The following is a 21,961-nucleotide window of genomic DNA, read 5'->3' as shown; positions in this document are numbered from 1 at the left end:
GTGGACATGGCGGGGCCCGAGGGACGGACGTATGCTTGTGAAAGCTTTCACAAAGCCTTGGACCTAAGGATGGCGCCGAAGTGAACCGCAACTCCAAGCACATCGTGGTCGTCGGTGGCGGCTACGTCGGTCTCTATACCGTGCTCCGACTGCAGCACACGCTCCGCAAGGAGCTGCGCGACGGCAGCGTGCGCATCACTGTCCTCACCCCCGAATCCCACATGACCTACCAGCCGTTCCTGCCCGAAGCGGCGGCGGGAAACCTCTCGCCGCGGCACGTGGTGGTCCCCCTCCGCCGGGTTCTGAGGAAGGCGCGGATCCTCAACGGCAAGGTCTCCAAGGTCAACCACGCTTCCAAGACGGTCACTTTCGCGCCCAACGTCGGCACGCCGCACGAGATCGGCTACGACATCGTGGTCATGGCCGCCGGCTCCATCTCCCGCACGCTTCCCATCCCCGGCCTCGCCGACGCCGCGATCGGCTTCAAGACGGTCGGCGAGGCGATCGCGCTGCGCAACCGGGTGCTCGAACTCCTCGACCGGGCCGAGTCCGACGACGACGAGGCCCTGCGCCGCCGGGCGCTGACGTTCGTCGTGATCGGCGGTGGCTTCGCGGGCGTCGAGGCGCTCGCAGAGCTGGAGGACATGGCGGTCGACGCCGTCCGCTACTACCGCAACATCTCCCGCAAGGACATGCGCTGGGTCCTCGTCGAGGCGACCGACCGCATCCTTCCCGAGGTCGGTCCCGAGATGGGCAAGTGGACCGCCGAGCAGCTGCGCGAGCGCGGCATCGAGGTCAAGCTGAACACCCGCCTGGAATCCTGCGTGGGCGGCCTGGTCAAGCTCTCCGACGGCGAGGAGTTCGAGTCGGCCACCATCGTGTGGACCGCCGGCGTGAAGCCCAGCCCGGTCGCCAACGCCGGTGACCTGCCGCTGGACGAGCGCGGCCGGATCAAGGCGACCACCCGTCTGACCGTGGCCGGAGTCGAGGACGCCTTCTCGGCCGGAGACGTCGCCGGGGTGCCCGACGTGACCAACCCGGGTCAGTACTGCGCGCCCAACGCCCAGCACGCCGTCCGGCAGGCCAAGGTCCTCGCCGACAACATCACCCGCCTGCTTCACGGGCAGGAACTGGTCGACTACCGGCACAAGTACGTCGGATCGGTCGCCGGTCTCGGCCTGCACAAGGGCGTCGCCAACGTCTACGGGGTCAAGCTTCGCGGATTGCCTGCGTGGTTCATGCACCGCACCTACCATCTGTCGCGGGTGCCTACTCTCAACCGCAAGGTCCGTGTGATGGCGGACTGGACCCTGGCGTTGTTCTTCAAGCGGGAAACCGTCTCGCTCGGAGAGATCGAGGAGCCGCGTACGGAGTTCCGCGAGGCGGCGACGAGCTGAGTTCCTGGCACCCACGGGTGGGAAACTGCTGGGTTCTCGTCAGGGTTTGTTGCTGATTGTCATGCTCGTCCCTTGAGCCCCCAGCCCGAGCCGGGAGGGGGCCAGGGGTGGGCTTGTCTGCGGTCACCGTGCTGGGAGTGGACAGACCAGGAATGATCACCGAGGTGACCTCGGTGCTCGCCGGGTGCGGTGCGAACGTCGAGGATTCGGCGATGACGCTGCTCGGCGGCCACGTGGCGATGATGCTGCTGGTCTCCGGCCGGCTGCCGCCCGCCTCGGCTTTCCCCGGCGTGGTCGTCACCGTGACCGACGTCGAGTCCCGCCGTGACCTCGACCGGGCCGTGGGCGGCCTCGGCTACGTCCTCACCGTCCACGGTCCCGACCGGCCCGGCATCATCTCCGCGATCAGCGCGGTGCTCGCCGGGGCCGGCGGCGACATCACCGGCATGACCACCCGCCTGTGCGGCCGGCTGTACGTCCTGATCGCGGACGTGCGGCTGCCGGAGGCGGTGGACGTGGCGGATCTGATGTGCCGCCTGGCCGCGGTGGGCGTGGATCTCGGATCGGAGATGACCTTCCGCCCCGCCGAGCCGGAGGTGCTGTGATGGGTGCCTCCGTACGGCGGGACACGACGGCGCCCGCGTTCCCCGGCAGGACCTAGGACATGGTCACGACCGGCGCTCCCCGCGAGCTGATCGCCGCCCCGCATCCCGTGCTGACCGCTCGGGCCCTGCCCGTCGACCCCACCGACCCCCTGGTCGTGGCCGCGGCGGCCGACCTCCTCGCCACCATGCGCCGGGTCCGGCGGTGCGTGGGCCTGGCCGCCCCGCAGATAGGCGTGGGCTGGCGTCTGCTCTCCTTCGACGTCTCCTCCCATCCCCGGGCCCGCTCCTGCGCGGGGGAGTTGGTCGTGGCCAACCCCCACCTGGTCGCCGCCTCCCGCTGGGAGCCCGGCCGTGAAGGCTGCCTGTCCGTTCCAGGCCTGGTCGCAGACGTCCTGCGAGCCACCCGCATCACCGTCCGCGGAGAGAGCCCCGGCACCGGCGCACCCGTCGTCGTCGACGCCGACGCACTGGAGGCCCGGTGCATCCAGCACCAGCTCGACCACCTCGACGGCGTGTTGTTCATGGATCGTGTCATCGGAGCCCGGGCGGCTCACCGTACGGGGTCGGGGCCTGCCGGAGAGCGGACGACTGCGGGTGACTTCAGTGACTATTGAGAGCTTTGCGCCTTAAATCCAGTTTTTCTTGCCGTTCTCCGTGGTAAGTCCGGGACCGGGGTGCCCGTCGCCGTCGCGATCCGACCGGCCGACGCCCCTGCGGAGACCGGGCGCGTCAATGATCACGAGTTCGTGTGACTCATGATACGAAGTTGTGCTCCTCGGATGAGTGGTCTGTTACGTATGATTGCGGCGCCCCCGTAGCCCAATGGCAGAGGCAAACCCCTTAAAAGGGTTCGAGTGAGGGTTCGAGTCCCTCCGGGGGCACTGACGGTGATCTGCCGCATCAGGCCCGTGACCAAGGATCGGCGTATGGCGCTGGTGAACCGGACGCTATGTTGATCATCCGTGATGAAGAAATCGACGATCGTGCTACTGCTCGCGTTGACCGCCTGCTCGTCCCCGGCCGAGGACCCGATCCTGAAGGACCCGGCGAGCTGGCCGCTCGCCACGCTGAAGGCGGTGCGCACCAAGGGCGACCTGGATGAGAAGGCGGACAAGGCGCTGGCGCGGATCCAGGTCGGCTCCCACGACCTGGCGCCGTGGATCAACGCCAAGGGCACCTGCGGGCTCACCGATCACGGCAGCGGCGAGGAGTGGAGCCTCTCCATCGGGCTGGACCAGTCCAGCGGCGCCAGCACCAGCGGTGAGGAAGGCTTCGCCGGACAGGTCGAGCCTGCGGCCCTTGCATCCTGGGACAGCACCGTGTATCTGATCTGTACTCCGACTCGCATGATGGTCAAGGTCAAGACCCGTGAGACGAAGGTCGAACTGAGCGGTAGCGCGTCCGCACAGGTGGGCAACGGCCTCGTGGCGGTCGTGATCGGCACGCCCGAGGCGCGCAAGGAGTCGCTCCCCCAGGCGACCGTCACCGGCAAGTAGATGAACGAACGACTGAAACGACCCGCTCTCACCTCAGCACCCCCTCGTGAAGTACACGGGGTGCTTGTCCTACTTCTTGCTTCTTGGCGTCGGCGATGACGGTGAGCACGCGTCGCACCTGCCCCTGAAAGTCGATCACTACCGCCTCGTATCCGTCACCCCTGCGCCGCCGACCGGCGATGCGCCGGTCGGCGTACCAGCCGATGAACCCATCGGCCTCGAACGGGACAGAGATCCGGGCCCGGGACCACTGCGGCTCGAACGGATAGGTCGGCTTCGCCGACCCACCGGGATCAATCCGCACCCAGGTATAAAATAGTAACCATGGGCGGCGAATACCCGACCTCCCCGCCCAGGGTGGAATACACGCTCACCGGGATCGGACGGGAGCTGCTCGTCACCGTGACGGGCATCTGCGAGTGGGCCCGGCGCAATCTCGACGAGGTCGAGGCGGCCCAGCTCCTCTTCGACGAGCGGGTGGTGATGCCGGTGTGACCGCCGGGAACCTGAAGCCGAGGCCGTTCGTTGGATCATTCGGCGGTAGCCGTACGGCCGCGAAGACCGGACAGACATGGATATCAACACGATACGGCCGTGTGACAACCGATCTAATACGCTGATCGCGTAGGTCGCAGCGTGGAGGCAGCGATGGAGAGCAAGAACCCCGTATTCAGTCGACAGTCCCAGGGACACCAGCAGGGCTGGGGATCGCCGACACCCACCCCTGACCAGCTTCAGGGCATGTACGACAGGCCGTCGTACGCGCCCCCCGCGCAGCGGACCATGACGATCGACGACGTGGTCGTGCGCGGTTTCATCACCCTGGGCACGCTGATCGTCTCCGCGGCGGTGGCCTGGACCCTCAACCTCGGCACGGCCGCCCTGGCCGTCGGCGTGATCGTCGGCCTGGTGCTCGGCCTGATCATCTCGTTCAAGCAGAGCACGAACCCGGCGCTGATCCTCGGCTACTCGGTCGCCTACGGCGTGGCCATCGGCGTGGTCAGCCACATCTACAACGACCTGTACCACGGCATCGTGTTCCAGGCCGTGGTCGGCACGGCTCTGGCCTTCGCCGCCATGCTCATCGTGTACTCGCTGCGCATCATCCGCGTCACGCCGAAGTTCACCAGGTTCGTCGTGGCGGCGGGCATCGGCCTGATGGGCCTCATGCTCGTCAACATAGTCGCGAGCTTCTTCATCGCCGACGGCATCGGCATCCGCTCCGGCGGTGCCCTGGCCTACGTGTTCAGCATCGCGGCGATCCTCGTGGGGTGCTTCTTCCTGCTGCTGGACTTCGACTCGGTCGAGCAGGGCGTGCGCGCCGGCGCCCCGGAGAAATACTCCTGGCTGATGGCCTTCGGCCTGACGGTCACCCTGGTGTGGATCTACCTGGAGATCCTGCGGTTCCTGAGCTACTTCACCAGCAACGACTAGCCGCGAGCGAAAACCCCGCCGGAGACTGCTCGAGCGGGGTTTTTTCTTTCCCAGGGTGGGCACGCCGATGAACGAGAAGCCACCAATGAGCGACCAATCATCACTGATGACCAGCTAGTGAGGGCTTGCTATCTGCGGACTCGTGATGCACTGTCGAGCAAAGGAGCCCTATCCGTGGAGGTGCCCATGTCGTTGAACCACTCACTGGAGACGCAGAGCAAGCTGATCGCAAGGGTTTCGGACATAACAGGACGCGCCCTCCCAGAGTGGTTCCAAGCCATCGACAACGGCCCGTCTTTCCTGCGCTGTGACGAGCGCGCCAACTGGCTCGCCGACGAGCACGGGCTGACCCACGGCTACGCCGCCGCCATCGTGCACGAGCACGAGAGGCACCGCCGTAACCGCTGACTGCAACCGTCCATCTTCGCGAAGGCCCGCACCTCCGGACGGAGGCGCGGGCCTTCGTCCGTCGGCGCGAGCCTTCGCGCGCAAGCATGATCTTCTCCCGGGTGAGCGGGCATGATGGTGTCATGGATCTCGACAAGGCACGTAATTTCATCCGCGACAACCATCGCGCGGTCCTGCTGACCTGGCACGCCGACGGGCGGCCGCAGATGTCGCCGGTCACCGTCGGGCTGGATGCCGAGGGGCATGCGATCGTCAGCACCCGGGAGACCGCCGCGAAGGTCCGCAACCTCCGCAGGAGTCCCCGGATGGCGCTCTGTGTGACGACCGACGCCTTCTACGGCGAGTGGATCCAGATCGAGGGCACCGCCGAGATCGTCTCGCTTCCCGAGGCGATGGAACCGCTGGTGAGCTACTACCGCGACATCTCCGGCGAGCATCCCGACTGGGACGACTATCGCCGGGCCATGGAGCGGGACCGGCGGGTGATTCTGAGGATCGATCTCACCCGCGCCGGCCCCGACGTCCACGGCTGACTAGCTGAGGCGCTCCAGGACCATGGCCATGCCCTGGCCGCCGCCCACGCACATGGTCTCAAGGCCGATCGACCTGTCGTGGAACCTGAGGCTGTTGATCAGTGTGGAGGTGATCCGGGCGCCGGTCATGCCGAACGGGTGGCCCACCGCGATGGCGCCGCCGTTGACGTTGAGCCGGTCGAGGTCGATGCCGAGGTCCTGGTAGGACGGGATGACCTGGGCGGCGAACGCCTCGTTGATCTCGACGAGGTCCACGTCGCCGATCGACATGCCCGCCCGCGCCAGGGCCTGCTTGGAGGCCTCGACCGGTCCCAGGCCCATGATCTCGGGAGACAGGCCCGTCACGCCGGTGGAGACGATCCGGGCGAGGGGGGTGATGCCCAGTTCGGCGGCCTTGGTGTCGCTCATCACGATCACGGCTGCGGCGCCGTCGTTCAGCGCGCAGCAGTTGCCGGCGGTGACCGTCCCGTCCGGGCGGAAGACCGGCTTCAGCTGCGAGACCGCCTCGTAGGTGGTGCCCGCCCGAGGACCGTCGTCCTTGCCGACCACGGTTCCGTCGGGCAGGGTGACCGGGGTGATGTCCGTCTCCCAGAAGCCGTTGGCGATCGCCTTCTCGGCCAGGTTCTGGGACCGGACACCGAACTCGTCCTGCTCCTGGCGGGAGATGCCCTTCAGACCGGCGAGGTTCTCCGCGGTCTGGCCCATCGCGATGTAGACGTCGGGCAGTGCGCCGTTCTCACGCGGGTCGTGCCACACTCCGGCGCCGCCCTCGGCGGCCTTGGCCGAACGGGTGCGGGCCTCGTCGAACATCCCGTTCTGCGTGTCGGGCAGCGAGTCGGAATTGCCCTTGGCGAAACGGGAGACGCACTCCACGCCCGCCGAGACGAACACGTCGCCCTCGCCCGCCTTGATCGCGTGCAGTGCCATCCTGGTGGTCTGCAACGAGGACGAGCAGTAGCGGGTGACGGTGGTGCCGGGCACGGTGTCCAGCCCGAGCAGCGTGGAGACCACGCGGGCCATGTTGAACCCCTGCTCGCCGCCCGGCAGGCCGCAGCCCAGCATCAGGTCGTCGATGGTGGTCGGGTCGAGCTGGGGGACCTTGGCCAGCGCGGCTTTGATCATCTGCGCGGTCAGGTCGTCGGGACGGATGTCCTTGAGGGACCCCTTGAAGGCGCGTCCGATCGGCGAGCGCGCGGTTGCGACGATGACTGCCTCGGGCATGTGGCTCTCCTGGGTTCGTTGGTCGCTCCTCCTGCGGAGGTTACCGCGCGGTAGCCCATATGCCACGCCCCGGGGCGGGATGAAACAGAACTTTGTACGGCATGCACAGGGGCCCACCCGGAGACGGGCCCCTGTCACAGCTGCTCAGCCGTACATGCCCGGCGAGGTGCCGGTACCGTCCTTGATCCCGTGCAGGCCGCCCCGCTCGTCGCGCCAGGTCCGCCAGCCGTTCTGGCTGCCGGTGAACCAGGCGGGCGGCGCGTCGGCGCCGTTCATCTTCCTGCCGTCGGCCAGTTCGAACTCGCACAGCGAGGCCACCGAGTAGAAGCCGGGGGCCTGACCCTTGAGTGCGAGGGGCTTGGGGTCGGTGACGCAGAAGGACCAGCCCCGCTCGTCCTTGATCTCGGCGTTCTGGCCGGTGGTCAGGTCGAAGGCGCTGCCGGGCTTGCCGTGCTTGAGGAAGCCGAGCTTCTCCATCCCGGAGGGGAAAGCCAGCCACCAGCCCGAGTCGGGAACCTGGGTGGCCGGGATCTGGCCGAGGACCCGGCCGCTCTCGGCGTCGAGCCGGGCGAAGCCGCCGTACTGGCCCTGCTGGTCGACCGGGCGGACCACCGGCGCGAAACCGGGGCTGCCGCTGGGGTAGACGCGCACCACCGAGGGGCGGATCCAGTTGACCGAGCCGTCGGCGAGCTTGACGGAGAAGAGACCGAAAGTGGAGACCTTCTTCGTGGTGGGGTCGGTGTAGGGGGCGATGTAGCCGATGAGGTTGTCGGCCGTCGCGCCGAACGACCAGCCGCCCGACATGTCCACCCCGCCGCCGAGAGGCTGCTCGATCGGCAACCGCCAGCCGATCTTGCCGGTCCTCAGGTCGTACTGCTCCAGGACGGGATGCTGGGCCAGGCGCAGGAACACGACGTGGGAGGCGTCGGACCACTCGACCTCGGCGATGCCGGGCAGCTTCCACTTCAGCTCGCCGGTGGCGGGGTCGAGCACCACGACCCGGGCCGTGGCCAGGGCGGTCTGCTCCGGCATGCACACGAACGCGCCGCACTTCTGCGGTCCGAACGTGGAGTGCACCGGGCGGGTCCACTTCTGCGCCCCGCTCCTCGCGTCGCGGGCGACGAGTGTGGCGTTCCAGCGGCCCTGCCTGGCGGGGTCGAGCGCGACGGCGACGGCCTGGTTCGCGCCGGTCTCGACGATCGCCGGAGCCGGGACCCCCATCCCCGGCAGGCGCCCCGCCATGGTCGCGGGGTGGGACCACAGCTTCCGGCCCGAGGCGAGGTCGACGGCCACCGTCTCCAGCGTGCCGTCGGGCTTCATGGCGGTCGTCATGGCGACGCCGCCGCCGGCGGCGGTGCGGCTGACCGCGTTCACCTCGGCGTTGTGCCAGGTGGGGTAGGTCGGTGTGGCCGCTTCACTGCCGGAGCAGCCAGCCAGGGCCAGGGCTGCGGCGAGCACCAGAGCCGGTTTCGCGTGAGGCCGGATCACGGGCATTCCACTCCAATGCGGGCGAGACGTCACGACTTCGCCGCGGAGGGTAACCGTGTTCAGGCATCGTCGGGCAGCGCCCCAGGCCTCCGGCGGAGCATCGTCACCCACCGTCCGTGGGGTCCGGTCGCTCGACCGGCGACGCGGGTCGCGGAGACCTCGGTGCCGGGTTCCTCCGCGGCCATAGCCGCCGCGAGGTAGATCGACTCACTGCGCTGGGGCCGAGGTTCGGGCCACAGTCCCAACGCACTGCCTACAGAAGGTAGCACCGCGTAAGCAATCTGTAGATAACCTTGGACAGATGGATGGAAACGATCCGGTCCGAACATTTCATCTGGGTTTGTATCGAATTCCTCTCCCAGTAGGTCCGCGAAGGCCACCGTCCGCCCGCCCGCCTCGACCACGGCGACCGTCTGCGCGGCGGCGAGCTGGCGGCTCCAGCGCCGGGTCACCCAGCGCAGCGGCTGCACGATCGGCCGGACCGTACCGAGGTCGGGACAGGTGCCCACGACCACCTCGGCCCCGGCCTCACGCAGCCGCCGCACCGCCTTCTGCAGGTGCCGTACGGCCTGCGCGGGCAGTCTCTGCGTGGTGACGTCGTTGGCGCCGACGAAGATGACCGCGATCTCGGGCCCGGCCTCCAGCGCCCGGTCCACCTGCTCGGCCAGCTCCGCCGAGGCCGCCCCCGACTTGCCGACCACGGTCAGCCGCACCGGTCGCTCGGCGACGACCGCCAGGCTCGAGGCGATCAACACGCCCGGGGTCTCTGCGGGATCCGTGGTGCCCAGACCGACCGAGGTGGAGTCGCCGAGCATGACCATCCGGATCGGCTCGCCCTCGAAGGCGCCGTAGACCCCGTCCGACGGCGGTCCCTCCATGCCGTGCGGACGGCCGACGATCCGGCGGGCGACCATGGCCTCGGCCAGCAGGAGCCCGTAGGTGGCCGCGCCCAGCGCGGTCAGACCCCCTCCGCCCACGGCCGCGGCCGCGGCGATGCGCCGGGCGGTTCGTGCCGCCCCCGGTGTCCAGGTCACGTGGCGTTGCTCCCTCGATACGGCGCGGCGGTAGCGTTGTCCTGAAAGCTGACCGGGTCCCGACCACCCCAGGGGATCTCGGCGTTCGACACAACAAGCTGACAGAGCTTTGGTATTTCGAGGTGATCATCCGGTGCGCGTACATGATTCACTCGTGGAGTTGATGGGAAACACTCCACTCGTCCGGCTGCACAAAGTGACGGCGGGGGCGCCGGCTCAGGTGCTGGCCAAAGTGGAGTATTTCAACCCGGGCGGTTCGGTGAAAGACCGAATCGCGGTCCGGATGATCGATGCCGCCGAGAAGTCGGGCGCGCTGCGTCCGGGGGGCACGATCGTGGAGCCCACATCGGGCAACACGGGGGTCGGCCTGGCCATCGTGGCCCAGCAGCGAGGCTACAAGTGCCTGTTCGTGGTGCCCGACAAGGTGGCCCAGGACAAGATCGCGGTGCTGCGCGCCTACGGCGCCGAGGTCGTGGTCTGCCCGACGGCGGTCTCTCCTGACCACCCCAACTCCTACTATTCCGTCTCCGATCGGCTGGCCAGGGAGACGCCGAACGCCTGGAAGCCGGACCAGTACTCCAACCCGAACAACCCCGACAGCCACTACCACTCCACCGGTCCGGAGATCTGGGAGCAGACCGAGGGCCGCATCACCCACTTCGTGGCGGGTGTCGGCACGGGCGGCACGATCAGCGGCACCGGCCGTTACCTCAAGGAGGTCTCCGGCGGCCGCGTCAAGATCATCGGTGCCGACCCGGAGGGCTCGGTCTACTCCGGCGGCACCGGGCGGCCCTACCTGGTGGAGGGCGTCGGTGAGGACATCTGGCCGGCCACCTACGACACCACGATCTGCGACGAGATCATCGCGGTCTCCGACAAGGATTCCTTCGGCATGACCCGCCGCCTGGCCCGCGAGGAGGCGCTGCTGGTGGGCGGCTCCTGCGGCATGGCCGCGGTCGCCGCGCTGCGCGTGGCCAAGCAGGCCGGTCCGGACGACGTGGTGGTCGTGCTGCTGCCCGACGGCGGCCGGGGCTACCTGTCGAAGATCTTCAATGACGACTGGATGGCCGACTACGGCTTCCTGACCACCTCCAGCGACGAGGGCCTGGTCAGGGACGTGCTGACCCGCAAGAGCTCCGGCATGCCGGAGTTCGTGCACACCCACCCGCACGAGTCGGTCGACACGGCCATCTCCATCATGCGGGAGTACGGCGTGTCGCAGCTTCCGGTGATGAAGGAGGAGCCGCCGGTCATGGCCGCCGAGGTGGTCGGCTCGATCCTGGAGCGCGACCTGCTCGACGCCCTCTATCGCGGCCGGGTCCGGCCGACCGACCCGCTGGCCGACCACATGTCCCAGCCGCTGCCGATGATCGGCGCGGGTGAGCCGGTCTCCATCGCGGTCGAGGCGCTTGAGAAGGCCGACGCCGCGGTCGTCCTCGACGACGGCAAGCCGGTCGGGCTGCTCACCCGCCAGGACCTGCTGGCTTTCCTGGCCAATCACTGACCGACCGGCGACGACCGGTCAGACGACGAACTCCGCCAGCACCTCCCAGGCCCCCTCCGGGGTGGGGCCGGCGACAAGGCGGCCGCCGAGCGCCTCAACGCGCTCGGCCATGCCCACCAGGCCGAACCCGCCGCCCAGGCGGGAGACCCTGATGTCGGCCGCCGAGCCGTAGTTGCGCACGCGCAGCCGTACCGTTCTGGTCGCGCCGCCCGGCTGGTTGCGCGCGTCCTGCCTGCCGTTAGGGGACTGCCTGCCGTTCGAGGGGTGGCCGCTGCTCGGGGGCTGTCCGCCGTTGGGGGGCTGTCCGCTGTTCGGGGGTCGCCCGCCGGGACCGTGCCAATCCTGGAAACCGTCGACCAGCCTCAGGTCGGCCTCCACCCAGCCGGCCCCCGGGGCGTGCCGGCGGACGTTGGTGAGCGACTCCTGCAGGACCCGGTGCAGGGTGGTCATCATCTCCGGCGCCAGGGTCTCGTCGGTGATGCCCTGGCCGATGTCGAAGGCGACCCGGGGACCGCCGGCGGAGAAGCGTTCCACCATCGTGCGCATGTCCATGAGCGTGGTGCCCGGGGACCGGTCGGCCTCGTCCTCGGCGCGCAGCACGCTCACCAGCCGGCGCATCGAGGTCAGCGCGTCGGCGCCGGCGGTGGCGATCGCCTCCAGTGAGGGGACCACGGCCTCCGGTTTCTGCTCGGCGACGACCTTGGCCGCCTGCGCCTGGACGACGATCCCGGTGATGTGGTGGGCGACCAGGTCGTGCAGTTCCCTGGCGAGCTCCAGGCGTTCGGCCCGCCGTACGGAGCTCACCGCCTCCTTGCGTCGTTCCAACTGGAAGCGGAGGTAGGCGCCGACCGCGGCGGCGACGGACCAGCCGATGAAGGCGAGGAAACCGACGGCGATGGCCATGCTGTCCTGGTTCGTGCGCCCGGCGGCGGCCTCCAGCACGATCATCGACGCCAGGGAGAACAGCCCGGCCCGCCGGATCGGCTCGATCCAGCGCAACCCGCCGATGGTCAGGATCAGCAGCGATCCCGTCTCGGCCAGCCCCGGCATCCCCCGGTCACCGATGACGCCGACGACCAGGGTGGAGGCGAACGACAGCCCCAGGAGCACGGCGAATCCGCTGACCCGCCGGGTGCGGCGCCACAGCACGGCCAGGACGCCGACGAAGCCGCACAGGGGGCCGGACCACATCGCCCAGGAACCGTTCGACACCGCCGCCGCGATGTCGACGAGGAGCAGCAGCGAGAGCCAGCCGATGAGCGCGAACTCGCTGAGCCGCTGGATCCAGTAGACGAGGCGATGTGTTTCTCCCACGGCCCCTGAGCCTAGGCCTGATGGACGACCCGATATATCAGCCGTTCGGCTGACAGGTCCGCCTTTGAACCGATCCTTCAGCGGAGGCGGAGCCAGGGGGCGCCGGCGATGCTTGAAGCGTCGAAGGGAAGAGGGAAATGACCATCATCGGAATCGTGCTGCTGGCCGTCGGGCTCCTGGTCGTGGTGTCCCTGGTGCTCGCGGACCCCGTCCTGCTGTCGCGCATCAACGGGGAGGACGCGCAGGGCGCCAGCGGCCGTCACATTCAGGCTCCGCCGCTGAGCGCCGGCGGCGAACTCGTGCGGCTGCCGGTGCGCCGGGTGGAGGACCACGAGCCCCAGGCGGCCTGACGGCCGGCGCCCGTCCCGGTGGACCTGCCGTCTGGCGCGTCCGTGCCGGCGGCGGGCCGTCGCATGAGATGTCCGGACACGAGTGCCGTGCTCGGTTCGGGAAGGGGATGGCCGGGTCCGGGCGACATGGCCGGGTCGTCATGCTGTCGCATGGCGCAGGTGCTTTTGCGAGTAGCGTTGGCCGTATGAGTGAAGGATTCGAGACGCTTGCCATCCACGCAGGTCAGGAGCCTGACCCCCACACAGGGGCCGTAGTTCCGCCGATCTACGCGGTGTCGACGTATAAGCAGGACGGCGTGGGCGGGCTGCGCGCCGGATACGAGTACAGCCGGTCGGCCAACCCGACCAGGACCGCGCTGGAGGAGGCCATGGCCGCCGTCGAGGGCGGCTCCCGGGGCCTGGCCTTCGCCTCCGGCCTGGCGGCCGAGGACGCGGTGCTCCGCACGGTCTGCAAGCCGGACGACCATGTCATCATTCCGAACGACGCCTACGGCGGCACCTACCGACTGTTCTCCAAGGTCCACGCGCGCTGGGGCCTGCACTACGACCCCGTGCCGCTCGGCGACCTGACCGCGGTGGCGGCCGCGATGACCCAGAAGACCAGGATCGTCTGGGTCGAGACGCCCACCAACCCGCTGCTCGGCATCGCCGACATCGCAGCCCTGGCCGAGCTCGCGCACGACAACGGCGCGCTGCTGGTGGTCGACAACACCTTCGCCTCGCCCTACCTCCAGCAGCCGCTGTCGCTGGGGGCGGACATCGTGGTGCACTCCACTACCAAATATGTGGGTGGCCACTCCGATGTGGTCGGCGGTGCGCTCGTCACGGCCGACGCGGCTCTGGGCGCCGAGCTCGCCTTCCACCAGAACGCGATGGGCGCGGTGGCGGGGCCGTTCGACGCGTGGTTGACGTTGCGCGGCCTCAAGACGCTCGGGGTGCGGATGGACCGCCACTGCGACAACGCCGAGCGCGTCGTCGAGCTTCTGCTCGCCCATCCCGGGGTGACCTCGGTGCTCTACCCGGGTCTGCCCGACCACCCCGGTCACGAGGTCGCGGCCAAGCAGATGAAGCGTTTCGGAGGCATGATCTCCTTCCGGGTGGCGGCAGGAGAGGCCGAGGCGGTCGAGATCTGCAACCGGACCAGGTTGTTCACTCTGGGAGAGTCGCTCGGCGGCGTGGAGTCGCTGATCGAGCATCCCGGCCGTATGACGCACGCTTCCGCGGCGGGCTCACCGCTGGAGGTCCCCGGTGACCTCGTCCGCCTGTCGGTCGGCATCGAGTCGATCGACGACCTGCTCGCCGACCTGAGCCAGGCGCTGGGCTAGGAGCCGGGACGACGGGTCCTCCCAGCCTCCTGGGAGGACCCGTCGCCCCGGGGTGGGACGGCCCGTCGTCTCAGGAGGGGTTGCCCCAGACCATCAGCGCCAGGATGATCAGCCAGATCAGGGCCACGATGCCGGAGAGTGTGGCGATCCGCCCGGTCTGTACCTTCGCGTCGTCGTTCGGGTTCTCGTCGCCGAGGACCCGGATGGCGGTGAGCTGGTCCCGGTCCACGATGACCAGGAGCACCGCGGCGACGATGAAGAGCGTCATGGAGACCGACAGGTAGGGCCTGCCCAGGAATTCGCGGCCCAGCAGCACACCGAACACGAACACGCCGACGGCCGCGATGGCGTAGACGCGCGTGGTCTTGTGCAGATAGCGCAGCACGCTGACGTCTTTGGCGCGGATGAAGCGGGGGGTGGACATGGTGGCGGCGGTGACCGGCCCCAGGGCGAAGATCGCGAAACCGATGTGCAGCCAGAGCAGCAGGTCTGTCATGCGCCAGACACTAGCCCTCGATGATCTCGCCTGGATATGGCTCGCCCAAGCCGTCCGCCGATGTCTTCGCCCTCCGGGACGCGCACGAGGTCATCGCGCGCCGGAGAGGTCCTGCTTGTCACGGGCGCGGGAGACCGCGCACAGCTCGTAGCAGACGCAGGTGATGAGCGTCAGCGTCACCACGATCGCCACGACCATCGGACCGCCTCGCTTCCGCTTCGTGACGGCGGATGCCGTCAGGGAGAGAGACGGGAAGAGCATGTGAGTGGTTGTCACGAAAACATCACATTGCGGATAATGCGCCTTTCGGACACTGCGGGACGGTAGATCTTCGCATTTCGGCCCTGAGCATCCCCGCGGAGTGAGTAGGATCACTGGCGAGTTCGCTCCCGTGTGATGGGACCGTCGGCGGTGAGGTCGCGGTCGTGCCGGGCGAGCGTTGAACCGGACCGTGCACGACGGCACAAGGGAGTGCCCGCTGTGGGTATGAAACATGTCGAGCCGTACACCGAGGAGTGGCTGAGGCAGCCGGCTCTTTACGTGAGCCGCGTCGTCGACGCGCTGGGCGCCGAGGCCGTCGACTGGTGGGAGGGCCCCTGCGACCCGCGCGCCGTCACGATCCTCCTGACCGGCGGCGACGCGCTGGTGTGGGACGAGGAGAGCGGCTGGCGCCGAGGCCGTTACGTCTCCGGTGACCGTGGCGTCTGCACGGTGCTCGCCGACGCCCGCTACCTCGGCGGTGGTCTGCTGCTCCGTCCGGAACGCGTCCCCTCCGCCATCGCCGACGCCCGGGCGGGCGTCGGCAACAGCACGGCCTGGCGGCCCTGCTACCGCTCCTACCGCCACTACCGCGACGGCTTCGACCTCGCGCTCAACGGCTACCTCGCATACGCCGACGCGTGAGCTGAGGCCTCTCGCGTCCCCGCCGGGAGGCACTCGCGGCCGACCTCTCCCATCGGGGACGCGGTCAGCGCGTCCGGCGGATCTGCAGACCAGCGCGTCCGAGATCAGCGTGCCCGGCGGGTCCGCAGGAAGTCGCTGACGACGTATTCGCCCAGGCGGTCGGCGCTGGAGGAGAACACCCGGCCGCCGTTGCGCCGGGCCACCTCGTTCACGAAATCCTTCAGGCGCTCGTCCTCGGCGAGCATGAACACGTTGAGCGTCGCCCTGCGCCGGGTCATCTTGTCCACCTCGGCGAGGGTCAGCTCCAGCGTTTCCTGGGTGGGAGGCCACTCGAAGGCCGCCGAGCCGTTGCGCCGCAGATGGGCGGTCGGCTCGCCGTCGGTGACCACGAGCACGACCGGCTCGAAGTCGGGATGGCGGTCCAGATGCCGGCCCGCGATCAGCAGGGCGTGGTGCAGGTTCGTGCCCTGGACCATGTCCCACTCCAACCCGGCCAGCTCGTCCGGCTGCAGGACGCGGGCGTAGTTGGAGAAGCCGATGATCTGCACCGAGTCCTGGGGGAACTTCGAGGCGACCAGCGCCTGAAGGGCCATCGCGGTCTGCTTGGCCGCCGCCCAGGTGCCGCGCAGGGCCATCGAGTAGGACAGGTCCACCAGCAGGCACACCGCCGCGGCCGTGCGCCTCTCGGTCTCGGCCACCTCGAAGTCGTCGACCGACAGGGTGACCGCGCCGTCGCCCCCGCCGCGTCGCACGCCGTTGACCACCGTGCGCACCACGTCGATGGGCTGCTCGTCACCGAACCGCCAGGGCCGGGAGGAACCGGTGAGCTCTCCGGCGGCGCCGGCGTCCACCTGGTCGTGGTCTCCGCGACGGCCCGAGTCGAGCGAGGCGAAGACGCGGCGCAGGGCGGTCTCGCCGAGGCGCCGGACGGCCTTGGGAGTGAGCTCCAGCTTGCCGCGCTGGCGGCGGAGGTAGCCCTGCTGCTCCAGCTCCCGCTCGATCTGCCGGAGCGCCTCCAGGTCGTCGACGGCCGCACGGCCCAGCGCGCGGCGGATCGCCGCCTCGTCGATGTCGTCCAGCCGGGCTCCGGGATAGTCCTGGCGGAGCGCGGCCTCCAGCTGGGTCAGGTCGGCGAGCTCGTCCAGCGCGGTCACCGCGTCGCCCATCCCCATCGGGTCCTCGCCGGTCAACCGCTCGGGAGTGTTCCAGGCGAGGTCGGGGCGGCGGGCGTAGAGCGACTCGCCCAGGCGGCGCATCTGCTCGCCCATCCCGGCCGACTCCAGCGTCTGGTTGATCAGCGCGTTGAGCTCCTCACGCTGGCGAGGGGTGAGCGAGGCCAGCAGGCGCTGGGTGGCCGCGGCCCGGCGCGCGAGGATGTCGACCAGTTCTTCCAGGTTCCGCGGCGACTCCGGAAACATGTCGCCATATTTCGACATGAACTGCTCGAAGTCGCCTTGCGTGTGCTCGCCCCGCGCGTCCCGGTCGAGCATGTCGTTCAGCTCGGACATCATCTCCCGGACCCGCTCCATCGCGGCGGGATCGGGGTTGGCCAGCGCTTCACGCATGCCGCGGAACTGGCTGTCGAGGACCTCCCTGCGCAGCAGGTCGCGCAACTCCTCGAAGGTCTGCCGCGCGGCGGCCGAGCGCCACTCGTAGTTGCTCAGCTCCTGGATCGCGCTCGCCGTGTCCTCCGGGAGGCCGTCGAGCTCCGACTCCCGCAGCCGGGCATCGTCCGACGGGTCGGGGAACAGCTCGCCGCGCTCCTGGCCGATCGCCTTGTCCAGCAGGGCCCTGGCCCGCTCCAGCGTCCCGTCGAGCCGGCCACGTTCGCGCAGCTCGCGGCGGCGCCGCCGTACCTCGCGGAGCAGGTCGTCGAGCCCACGCCGGTTCTCCGCGCCCGGCAGGCCCTGCTTGAGCAGGTCGCGCAGGGCATGGCCGGGGTTGGAGCCGGACAGGACGGCGTCGCCCATCTGGTCGAGCGCCGAACGGACGTCGTACGGCGGGGCGAGCGGGTCGGGCCCGTCCTGATATTCGCCATAGCGATAGCTCATGCTGACACCTCAGGTGCGGTAGACCGCCGTGCCGTCCACATCGTCCTTGGACAGGCGGCGCAGGAGGTAGAGGCCCTCCAGGGCGAACTCCAGCGCGGCCGCGGCGTGCCCGGGGGACTCGTCGCCGATGCCGAGCCTCGTCATGATCTTCGCCAGGCCGGGCACCGGGCCGATCCTGCGCAGCAGTTCGGCGGCGGGGACCATGGGCCCGGACTCGACCTGGACGCCCTCGGAGAACTTCTCCAGCAGCGGGGACAGATCCGCGCCGCCGAGCGTGCCGCGGAACGTCTCGGCCGTGGCCCGGCGCAGCAGGTGGGCGAGGACCTCGGTCTCCCGGCCCTCCTCGCTGACCTCGAACTCGACCTTGCCGCGCAACGTGTGCACGATGCCCGGCAGGTCGGCCACCCGGGTGACCGCGTGCTCCTCATCGGTCAGCGCCGCGCGCCGCACGGCGGAGGCGGCCGCGGTCTCGGCCGCGGCGATGGAGAAGCGGGCCGACACCCCGGAGCGGGCGTCCACCGCGGTGGACTCGCGCACCAGCCGGGTGAAGCGGGCGATCACCTCGACCAGGTGGTCGGGCAGGTCGGCTCCCACCTGGTCGAGCGCCGCCTCCTGGCGGATGAGCGTGAGCTCGGCCTCGATCGACAACGGGTAGTGGGTGCGGATCTCGGCGCCGAAGCGGTCCTTCAGCGGGGTGATGATCCGGCCGCGGTTGGTGTAGTCCTCGGGGTTGGCACTGGCGATCAGCAGGATGTCGAGCGGCAGCCGCAGGTTGTATCCCCGGACCTGGATGTCGCGCTCCTCCAGCACGTTGAGCAGCGACACCTGGATCCGCTCGGCCAGGTCGGGCAACTCGTTGACGGAGAAGACACCCCGGTTGCTCCGGGGGACCAGCCCGTAGTGGACGGTCTCCGGGTCGCCGAGGGTGCGCCCCTCCGCGATCTTGATCGGGTCGATGTCGCCGATCAGGTCGCCCACGGAGGTGTCCGGGGTGGCGAGCTTCTCGCCGTAGCGGTCGTCCCGGTGCTTCCAGGAGATCGGCAGCTCCTCGCCCGTCTCGGCGGCCAGACGGCGGCAGCGGACGCAGGAGGGCTCATAGGGGTGGTCGTTGATCTCGCAGCCCTCGACGACCGGGGTCCACTCGTCGAGCAGTCCGGTGACGGTGCGGATGAGCCGGGTCTTGCCCTGGCCACGCTCACCCAGCAGGACCAGGTCGTGCCCGGCGAGAAGGGCTCGTTCCAGATGGGGCAGGACGGTGTCGTCGAAGCCCACGATGCCGGGGAACCGTGGCTCTCCGGCCCGTAGACGGGCCAGGAGATTCTCGCGGATCTCGGCCTTTACCGTACGGTGGATATGGCCGCTCGCGCGTAGCTCGCGCAGAGTACGTGGCTCTGGGATTTGAGGCACGGGATCGAGCCTACGTCCCCGAAGCCGAAACCGGCACTCTTATCCCGGTTTCGGATCTTGACTATTGCGTGACGGTCGATGGGCGTGCTTGTCCCCGCAGTGGGGACAATCGCTCCAGGGCAAGGCTTCGGACAAGAAGGGGAGGCGAGACGAGTGGCGCTATTGACGAGTCGTTTCGCCGATGGTCTCGCAGTGGGATCCGATCTGGTCACCACTGCCGAGATCGCGGTGCGCCAGGCCCTGTCAGGGCTGGCCGGTCCGCCTGACCTGGTCTGTTTCTTCATCTGCGGCGACGACCCCGACGACGTCTCCCGCGCGGGGCTGCGTGTGATGGCCATGACCTCCGACGCCTCGGTGGTCGGCTGCAGCGCCACCGGAGTGATCGGCGACGGACAGGGGGTCGAGGTCACCCCCGCGGTGAGCGTCTGGGCCGCCACTCTGGACGGGGCCCGGCTGACGACCTTCGCGCTGGACACGTTACGGACCGATGACCGTTTCGTCGTGGTCGGCCTGCCGGAGCGCCGCTCCGACGATCACGCGGCCATCCTGTTCGCCGATCCCTACAGCTTCCCCACCGACGGCTTCGTCGAGCGCTCCCAGGAGGTGCTGGGCACCCTCCCGCTGATCGGCGGGCTGGCCAACGCGATCCAGGGCCGGGGCGCCGTGCGGCTGTTCGCCGACGGGGAGGTCTACACCGAGGGCGCCGTCGGGGTGCTGCTCAGCGGTCCGGTAAACATCAGCACCGTGGTCAGCCAGGGGTGCCGCCCGATCGGCCCGACGATGGCCGTCACCGCCGTCGAGGACAACCTTCTTCTCGAGCTCGCCGGCCAGCCGGCTCTGGCCCGGCTGGAGGAGATCGTCAGCGCGCTGGACGAGGACGATCGGGACCTGGTCGCCTCCGGGCTGCAGATCGGCGTCGCCATGAACGAATACGCCGAGCGGCACGAGCGCGGCGACTTCCTGATCCGGGGAGTGCTCGGGATCGACCCCGAACGGGAGGCCGTGGCCATCGGTGACGTCGTCGAGATCGGCCGCACCGTGCGCTTCCAGGTCCGCGACGCCGCCACCGCCGACGAGGATCTCTACGACCTGCTCGACGCCCACCGCGAGGAGTTCGGCCGGGTGGACGGTGCGCTGCTGTTCTCCTGCAACGGCCGAGGTTCGGCCATGTTCGGCAACGCCGACCACGACGCGGTCGCGGTGCGCGACACGCTCGGTCCGATCAGCGTCGCCGGGTTCTTCGCGGCGGGGGAGGTCGGCCCGGTCGGCGGGCAGAACCACGTGCACGGGTTCACCGCCTCCGTCCTGGTCTTCTCCTCCCGGCAGGCCACAGATCAGCCCTACGATCGCTAGATGTCCGGATCGGTGCCGGCCGTCGACATCGGCGGGACGAAGGTCGCCGCCGACCACTACCGGCAGACGCCAAGCCTGAGCCTCTTCCTGCAGGTGCCGCGTCTCTGCTTCGAACCGCTCCAGGCCCCCTGTGGTTTCGATCGCGCGCTCCAGATGGCCGCTCTCGCGCCACCTGCGATGGCTGGTCATCGTGCCATCTCCTTCCGCCGATCCATGAGGTAGATCTCATACAACCGCTCGGCGCGCCTCGCCGTACCGGGCCGGGCTCCGTGGGACGCCGCGCCGCCGGCGCGCGTGGCCGGCCGTCGTGACGCCGACCGTTCACGGGCCGCCCGCGCTGCCGCGCGGGTGAGCCGCGCCTACCGATGCCAGGGCCAAGCCAGGAGACCCGCTTCAATAAACGATCAGTGCTGACTCCCGATTTAAAGGCCGAAACAGGGAGTAGCATCAAGAGGAAGGGAGAATCGTCCTCATGGCTGGTGTCAAGCCCGGGAAGTCTTCGGTGGGAGCGGTCAAGAAGCGAAAGCATCGGACATCTCCGACGCAGTGCGATCAGGAAACGGCCGGTATGGCGCAGGCCCTCCGTAGGAAAGAGGTCGAAGAGCGGGCCGCGCTGGCTCTGTTCGACCAGGCGCAACGGCTGGACGCGGTGGCTGCCAGCACCCATGAGACCGACACCCGCGACACGGTCAGAGAAGTCGTCCAGGACCTGCTCGCCCATGCCGAGCCGGTGCGGGCGACGATCGCATCGAAGATCCTTGGCGTTGACGAGAAGACGGTTCGCGCATGGGTCAAGGAAGGGTTGCTCTCCCCGGTCAGGGACCGGGCCCGGTTGATGCTTGAGGCCGAACGTCTGTACGCCGTGGCGACGCTCGTCCAGGATCTGCGTCGAGCCGGCCGTACCCGCAATCTTGCCGAGGCGGTCTGGCGTCGCCTGCAGGACGGGGAATTCGCAGAGAGCGATCAGCTAGCGGACAGCCTGCGGCAGATGGAGCAAGGTGAGGGCCGTCCGTGGCGAGAGATCAAGGCGGAGTGGGGTTCCAAGAACTCGGAGCTGACTGCCGGTGAGGACTGAGGTCTATCTTTCGGTTCTCGCGGAGAAACAGGCGGAGGCCTTGCGCGGAGCGGATCTGAGAGCCTTCGTCGCCTTCGTCGGAGACCTGGAAGCACGAGGTTGCGCGGCCCTTGGATACCGGCTCACCGGGGAGTTTCCGGTAAACCGGTTGTGCGTCAAGCATCTGAGAGGCGCCATGCGCGTAGTGGTCGCCTTCGAAGGCGCGGGTCGCTCATGGGTGCTGATGATGGGGCCCCATGATGAGCGCGATCGGACGCACGATGTCTACGCTTCACTATGGGGAGTCTGCGGACTGGACGCGCCGCCGGTGGGCGAACGCACCAAGCCCGCCTGCTGCGATGGCGACGGAGCGGAGCCGAACCTGCCCGAAATCGATGACCTGACAGCCCGTTGCCGTGATCTTGTAAAGACTCGTCGGCGTAAGCGCGCAGGCTGACAGACTTCGGATCGTGCGGCTTCGCCCCCTCGGCGCGCCTCGCCGTACCGGGCCGGACTCCGTGGCGCGCCGCGCCGCCGACGTGCGTGATCGTCGCGTGGCGCCGTCTTCGTGGGAGGGCCGTCGAGGAG

At 69.1% G+C, this 21,961-nt stretch carries 25 protein-coding genes and 1 tRNA gene; 17 read left to right on the top strand and 9 right to left on the bottom strand.

The genetic code is table 11. The annotated features are described in order from the left end of the window. Positions 1-80: 80 nt before the first annotated feature. The 5 genes from ACQPYK_RS43715 (at position 81) to ACQPYK_RS43695 (ending at position 3,498) form a co-directional block, all read left to right on the top strand. Positions 81-1,397 carry an NAD(P)/FAD-dependent oxidoreductase gene (locus ACQPYK_RS43715; RefSeq protein ID WP_433245599.1) on the top strand — a complete coding sequence of 439 codons (1,317 nt, stop codon included), beginning with the start codon at positions 81-83 and terminating at the stop codon, positions 1,395-1,397. Positions 1,398-1,504: 107 nt separating this feature from the next. Beyond that, entirely contained in the window at positions 1,505-2,002 is a 498-nt protein-coding gene (locus tag ACQPYK_RS43710) for a glycine cleavage system protein R (RefSeq protein ID WP_433245596.1), read from the top strand. A gap of 59 nt (positions 2,003-2,061) precedes the next feature. Then, the gene (locus ACQPYK_RS43705; protein WP_433245593.1) at positions 2,062-2,616 is read left to right on the top strand and encodes a peptide deformylase; all 555 of its coding nucleotides are present in this window, start codon (positions 2,062-2,064) and stop codon (positions 2,614-2,616) included. 194 nt (positions 2,617-2,810) lie between these two features. Beyond that, positions 2,811-2,883, top strand: a tRNA-Leu gene (locus tag ACQPYK_RS43700). An 81-nt stretch (positions 2,884-2,964) separates the two neighbouring features. After that, positions 2,965-3,498: a hypothetical protein gene (locus tag ACQPYK_RS43695; RefSeq protein WP_433245590.1), complete on the top strand. Its 534-nt coding sequence runs from the start codon at positions 2,965-2,967 to the stop codon at positions 3,496-3,498. Between the two features lie 28 nt (positions 3,499-3,526). Here ACQPYK_RS43695 and ACQPYK_RS43690 read toward each other — a convergent pair whose 3' ends face one another. Beyond that, entirely contained in the window at positions 3,527-3,802 is a 276-nt protein-coding gene (locus ACQPYK_RS43690) for a hypothetical protein (protein WP_433245587.1), read from the bottom strand. A gap of 20 nt (positions 3,803-3,822) precedes the next feature. Here ACQPYK_RS43690 and ACQPYK_RS43685 point away from each other — a divergent pair, with 20 nt between their 5' ends. The 4 genes from ACQPYK_RS43685 to ACQPYK_RS43670 all read left to right on the top strand — a co-directional run bounded on the left by ACQPYK_RS43685 (position 3,823) and on the right by ACQPYK_RS43670 (position 5,873). After that, a complete protein-coding gene (locus tag ACQPYK_RS43685) occupies positions 3,823-3,993 on the top strand; it encodes a winged helix-turn-helix transcriptional regulator (RefSeq protein ID WP_433245584.1) in 171 nt (56 codons plus the stop codon). 153 nt (positions 3,994-4,146) lie between these two features. Continuing rightward, a complete protein-coding gene (locus tag ACQPYK_RS43680; RefSeq protein ID WP_433245581.1) occupies positions 4,147-4,932 on the top strand; it encodes a Bax inhibitor-1/YccA family protein in 786 nt (261 codons plus the stop codon). Positions 4,933-5,118: 186 nt separating this feature from the next. Further along, on the top strand, positions 5,119-5,340 hold the full coding sequence (locus tag ACQPYK_RS43675) for a DUF4287 domain-containing protein (RefSeq protein ID WP_433245578.1): 222 nt from the start codon (positions 5,119-5,121) through the stop codon (positions 5,338-5,340). A 122-nt stretch (positions 5,341-5,462) separates the two neighbouring features. Then, a complete protein-coding gene (locus ACQPYK_RS43670; RefSeq protein WP_433245575.1) occupies positions 5,463-5,873 on the top strand; it encodes a PPOX class F420-dependent oxidoreductase in 411 nt (136 codons plus the stop codon). Here ACQPYK_RS43670 and ACQPYK_RS43665 read toward each other — a convergent pair whose 3' ends face one another. From ACQPYK_RS43665 to ACQPYK_RS43655, 3 genes are all read right to left on the bottom strand, one after another. Further along, entirely contained in the window at positions 5,874-7,094 is a 1,221-nt protein-coding gene (locus tag ACQPYK_RS43665) for an acetyl-CoA C-acetyltransferase (protein WP_433245572.1), read from the bottom strand. It lies immediately after the preceding gene. Positions 7,095-7,238: 144 nt separating this feature from the next. Next, entirely contained in the window at positions 7,239-8,588 is a 1,350-nt protein-coding gene (locus tag ACQPYK_RS43660) for a PQQ-binding-like beta-propeller repeat protein (protein ID WP_433245569.1), read from the bottom strand. Between the two features lie 53 nt (positions 8,589-8,641). Next, positions 8,642-9,616 carry an SGNH/GDSL hydrolase family protein gene (locus ACQPYK_RS43655; protein ID WP_433245566.1) on the bottom strand — a complete coding sequence of 325 codons (975 nt, stop codon included), beginning with the start codon at positions 9,614-9,616 and terminating at the stop codon, positions 8,642-8,644. Positions 9,617-9,749: 133 nt separating this feature from the next. On the opposite strand from ACQPYK_RS43655, the gene ACQPYK_RS43650 reads away from it, so the two are divergent. After that, the gene (locus tag ACQPYK_RS43650; RefSeq protein ID WP_433245563.1) at positions 9,750-11,120 is read left to right on the top strand and encodes a cystathionine beta-synthase; all 1,371 of its coding nucleotides are present in this window, start codon (positions 9,750-9,752) and stop codon (positions 11,118-11,120) included. Positions 11,121-11,138: 18 nt separating this feature from the next. Here ACQPYK_RS43650 and ACQPYK_RS43645 read toward each other — a convergent pair whose 3' ends face one another. Next, complete coding sequence (locus ACQPYK_RS43645; protein ID WP_433245561.1) at positions 11,139-12,434, bottom strand: sensor histidine kinase; 1,296 nt, start codon at positions 12,432-12,434, stop codon at positions 11,139-11,141. A gap of 137 nt (positions 12,435-12,571) precedes the next feature. Here ACQPYK_RS43645 and ACQPYK_RS43640 point away from each other — a divergent pair, with 137 nt between their 5' ends. Beyond that, positions 12,572-12,784 carry a hypothetical protein gene (locus ACQPYK_RS43640; protein ID WP_433245558.1) on the top strand — a complete coding sequence of 71 codons (213 nt, stop codon included), beginning with the start codon at positions 12,572-12,574 and terminating at the stop codon, positions 12,782-12,784. A gap of 185 nt (positions 12,785-12,969) precedes the next feature. Continuing rightward, positions 12,970-14,109 carry a cystathionine gamma-synthase gene (locus ACQPYK_RS43635; protein WP_433245555.1) on the top strand — a complete coding sequence of 380 codons (1,140 nt, stop codon included), beginning with the start codon at positions 12,970-12,972 and terminating at the stop codon, positions 14,107-14,109. Positions 14,110-14,179: 70 nt separating this feature from the next. Here ACQPYK_RS43635 and ACQPYK_RS43630 read toward each other — a convergent pair whose 3' ends face one another. Together ACQPYK_RS43630 and ACQPYK_RS43625 are read right to left on the bottom strand one after the other, a co-directional pair. Further along, positions 14,180-14,605 carry a hypothetical protein gene (locus ACQPYK_RS43630; RefSeq protein ID WP_433245552.1) on the bottom strand — a complete coding sequence of 142 codons (426 nt, stop codon included), beginning with the start codon at positions 14,603-14,605 and terminating at the stop codon, positions 14,180-14,182. Positions 14,606-14,695: 90 nt separating this feature from the next. After that, positions 14,696-14,881, bottom strand: a complete 186-nt coding sequence (locus ACQPYK_RS43625; RefSeq protein WP_433245549.1) for a hypothetical protein — start codon at positions 14,879-14,881, stop codon at positions 14,696-14,698. Between the two features lie 210 nt (positions 14,882-15,091). Between ACQPYK_RS43625 and ACQPYK_RS43620 the strand changes: the two genes are divergently transcribed. After that, positions 15,092-15,508, top strand: coding sequence for a DUF6292 family protein (locus tag ACQPYK_RS43620; RefSeq protein ID WP_433259094.1), 417 nt, complete (start codon positions 15,092-15,094; stop codon positions 15,506-15,508). 104 nt (positions 15,509-15,612) lie between these two features. Here ACQPYK_RS43620 and ACQPYK_RS43615 read toward each other — a convergent pair whose 3' ends face one another. Further along, positions 15,613-17,559, bottom strand: coding sequence for a vWA domain-containing protein (locus tag ACQPYK_RS43615; RefSeq protein ID WP_433245546.1), 1,947 nt, complete (start codon positions 17,557-17,559; stop codon positions 15,613-15,615). Positions 17,560-17,568: 9 nt separating this feature from the next. Then, entirely contained in the window at positions 17,569-18,966 is a 1,398-nt protein-coding gene (locus tag ACQPYK_RS43610) for a sigma 54-interacting transcriptional regulator (protein WP_433245543.1), read from the bottom strand. Between the two features lie 192 nt (positions 18,967-19,158). On the opposite strand from ACQPYK_RS43610, the gene ACQPYK_RS43605 reads away from it, so the two are divergent. From ACQPYK_RS43605 to ACQPYK_RS43590, 4 genes are all read left to right on the top strand, one after another. Then, complete coding sequence (locus tag ACQPYK_RS43605; RefSeq protein WP_433245540.1) at positions 19,159-20,319, top strand: FIST signal transduction protein; 1,161 nt, start codon at positions 19,159-19,161, stop codon at positions 20,317-20,319. Then, complete coding sequence (locus ACQPYK_RS43600) at positions 20,320-20,541, top strand: hypothetical protein (protein ID WP_433245537.1); 222 nt, start codon at positions 20,320-20,322, stop codon at positions 20,539-20,541. Positions 20,542-20,791: 250 nt separating this feature from the next. Then, a complete protein-coding gene (locus ACQPYK_RS43595) occupies positions 20,792-21,394 on the top strand; it encodes a MerR family transcriptional regulator (RefSeq protein WP_433245534.1) in 603 nt (200 codons plus the stop codon). Next, on the top strand, positions 21,384-21,830 hold the full coding sequence (locus ACQPYK_RS43590; RefSeq protein WP_433245531.1) for a hypothetical protein: 447 nt from the start codon (positions 21,384-21,386) through the stop codon (positions 21,828-21,830). The genes ACQPYK_RS43595 and ACQPYK_RS43590 overlap by 11 nt, the downstream gene beginning before the upstream one ends. Positions 21,831-21,961 lie beyond the last annotated feature (131 nt).

Source organism: Streptosporangium sp. CA-135522 (assembly GCF_050949235.1).
Taxonomy (GTDB): Bacteria; Actinomycetota; Actinomycetes; order Streptosporangiales; family Streptosporangiaceae; genus Streptosporangium.
Note: the sequence above shows the minus strand (reverse complement) of the source record. Positions and strands in the feature narration are given on the sequence as shown.

What these genes read in the sequence shown, in the direction of transcription:
- ACQPYK_RS43595 (WP_433245534.1), top strand. Translation starts at nt 20,792, where the DNA reads ATGGCTGGTGTCAAGCCCGGGAAGTCTTCGGTGGGAGCGGTCAAGAAG.
- ACQPYK_RS43665 (WP_433245572.1), bottom strand. Translation starts at nt 7,094, where the DNA reads ATGCCCGAGGCAGTCATCGTCGCAACCGCGCGCTCGCCGATCGGACGC.
- ACQPYK_RS43680 (WP_433245581.1), top strand. Translation starts at nt 4,147, where the DNA reads ATGGAGAGCAAGAACCCCGTATTCAGTCGACAGTCCCAGGGACACCAG.
- ACQPYK_RS43670 (WP_433245575.1), top strand. Translation starts at nt 5,463, where the DNA reads ATGGATCTCGACAAGGCACGTAATTTCATCCGCGACAACCATCGCGCG.
- ACQPYK_RS43600 (WP_433245537.1), top strand. Translation starts at nt 20,320, where the DNA reads ATGTCCGGATCGGTGCCGGCCGTCGACATCGGCGGGACGAAGGTCGCC.
- ACQPYK_RS43675 (WP_433245578.1), top strand. Translation starts at nt 5,119, where the DNA reads ATGTCGTTGAACCACTCACTGGAGACGCAGAGCAAGCTGATCGCAAGG.
- ACQPYK_RS43685 (WP_433245584.1), top strand. Translation starts at nt 3,823, where the DNA reads ATGGGCGGCGAATACCCGACCTCCCCGCCCAGGGTGGAATACACGCTC.
- ACQPYK_RS43620 (WP_433259094.1), top strand. Translation starts at nt 15,092, where the DNA reads ATGAAACATGTCGAGCCGTACACCGAGGAGTGGCTGAGGCAGCCGGCT.
- ACQPYK_RS43635 (WP_433245555.1), top strand. Translation starts at nt 12,970, where the DNA reads ATGAGTGAAGGATTCGAGACGCTTGCCATCCACGCAGGTCAGGAGCCT.
- ACQPYK_RS43660 (WP_433245569.1), bottom strand. Translation starts at nt 8,588, where the DNA reads ATGCCCGTGATCCGGCCTCACGCGAAACCGGCTCTGGTGCTCGCCGCA.
- ACQPYK_RS43705 (WP_433245593.1), top strand. Translation starts at nt 2,062, where the DNA reads ATGGTCACGACCGGCGCTCCCCGCGAGCTGATCGCCGCCCCGCATCCC.
- ACQPYK_RS43615 (WP_433245546.1), bottom strand. Translation starts at nt 17,559, where the DNA reads ATGAGCTATCGCTATGGCGAATATCAGGACGGGCCCGACCCGCTCGCC.
- ACQPYK_RS43640 (WP_433245558.1), top strand. Translation starts at nt 12,572, where the DNA reads ATGACCATCATCGGAATCGTGCTGCTGGCCGTCGGGCTCCTGGTCGTG.
- ACQPYK_RS43630 (WP_433245552.1), bottom strand. Translation starts at nt 14,605, where the DNA reads ATGACAGACCTGCTGCTCTGGCTGCACATCGGTTTCGCGATCTTCGCC.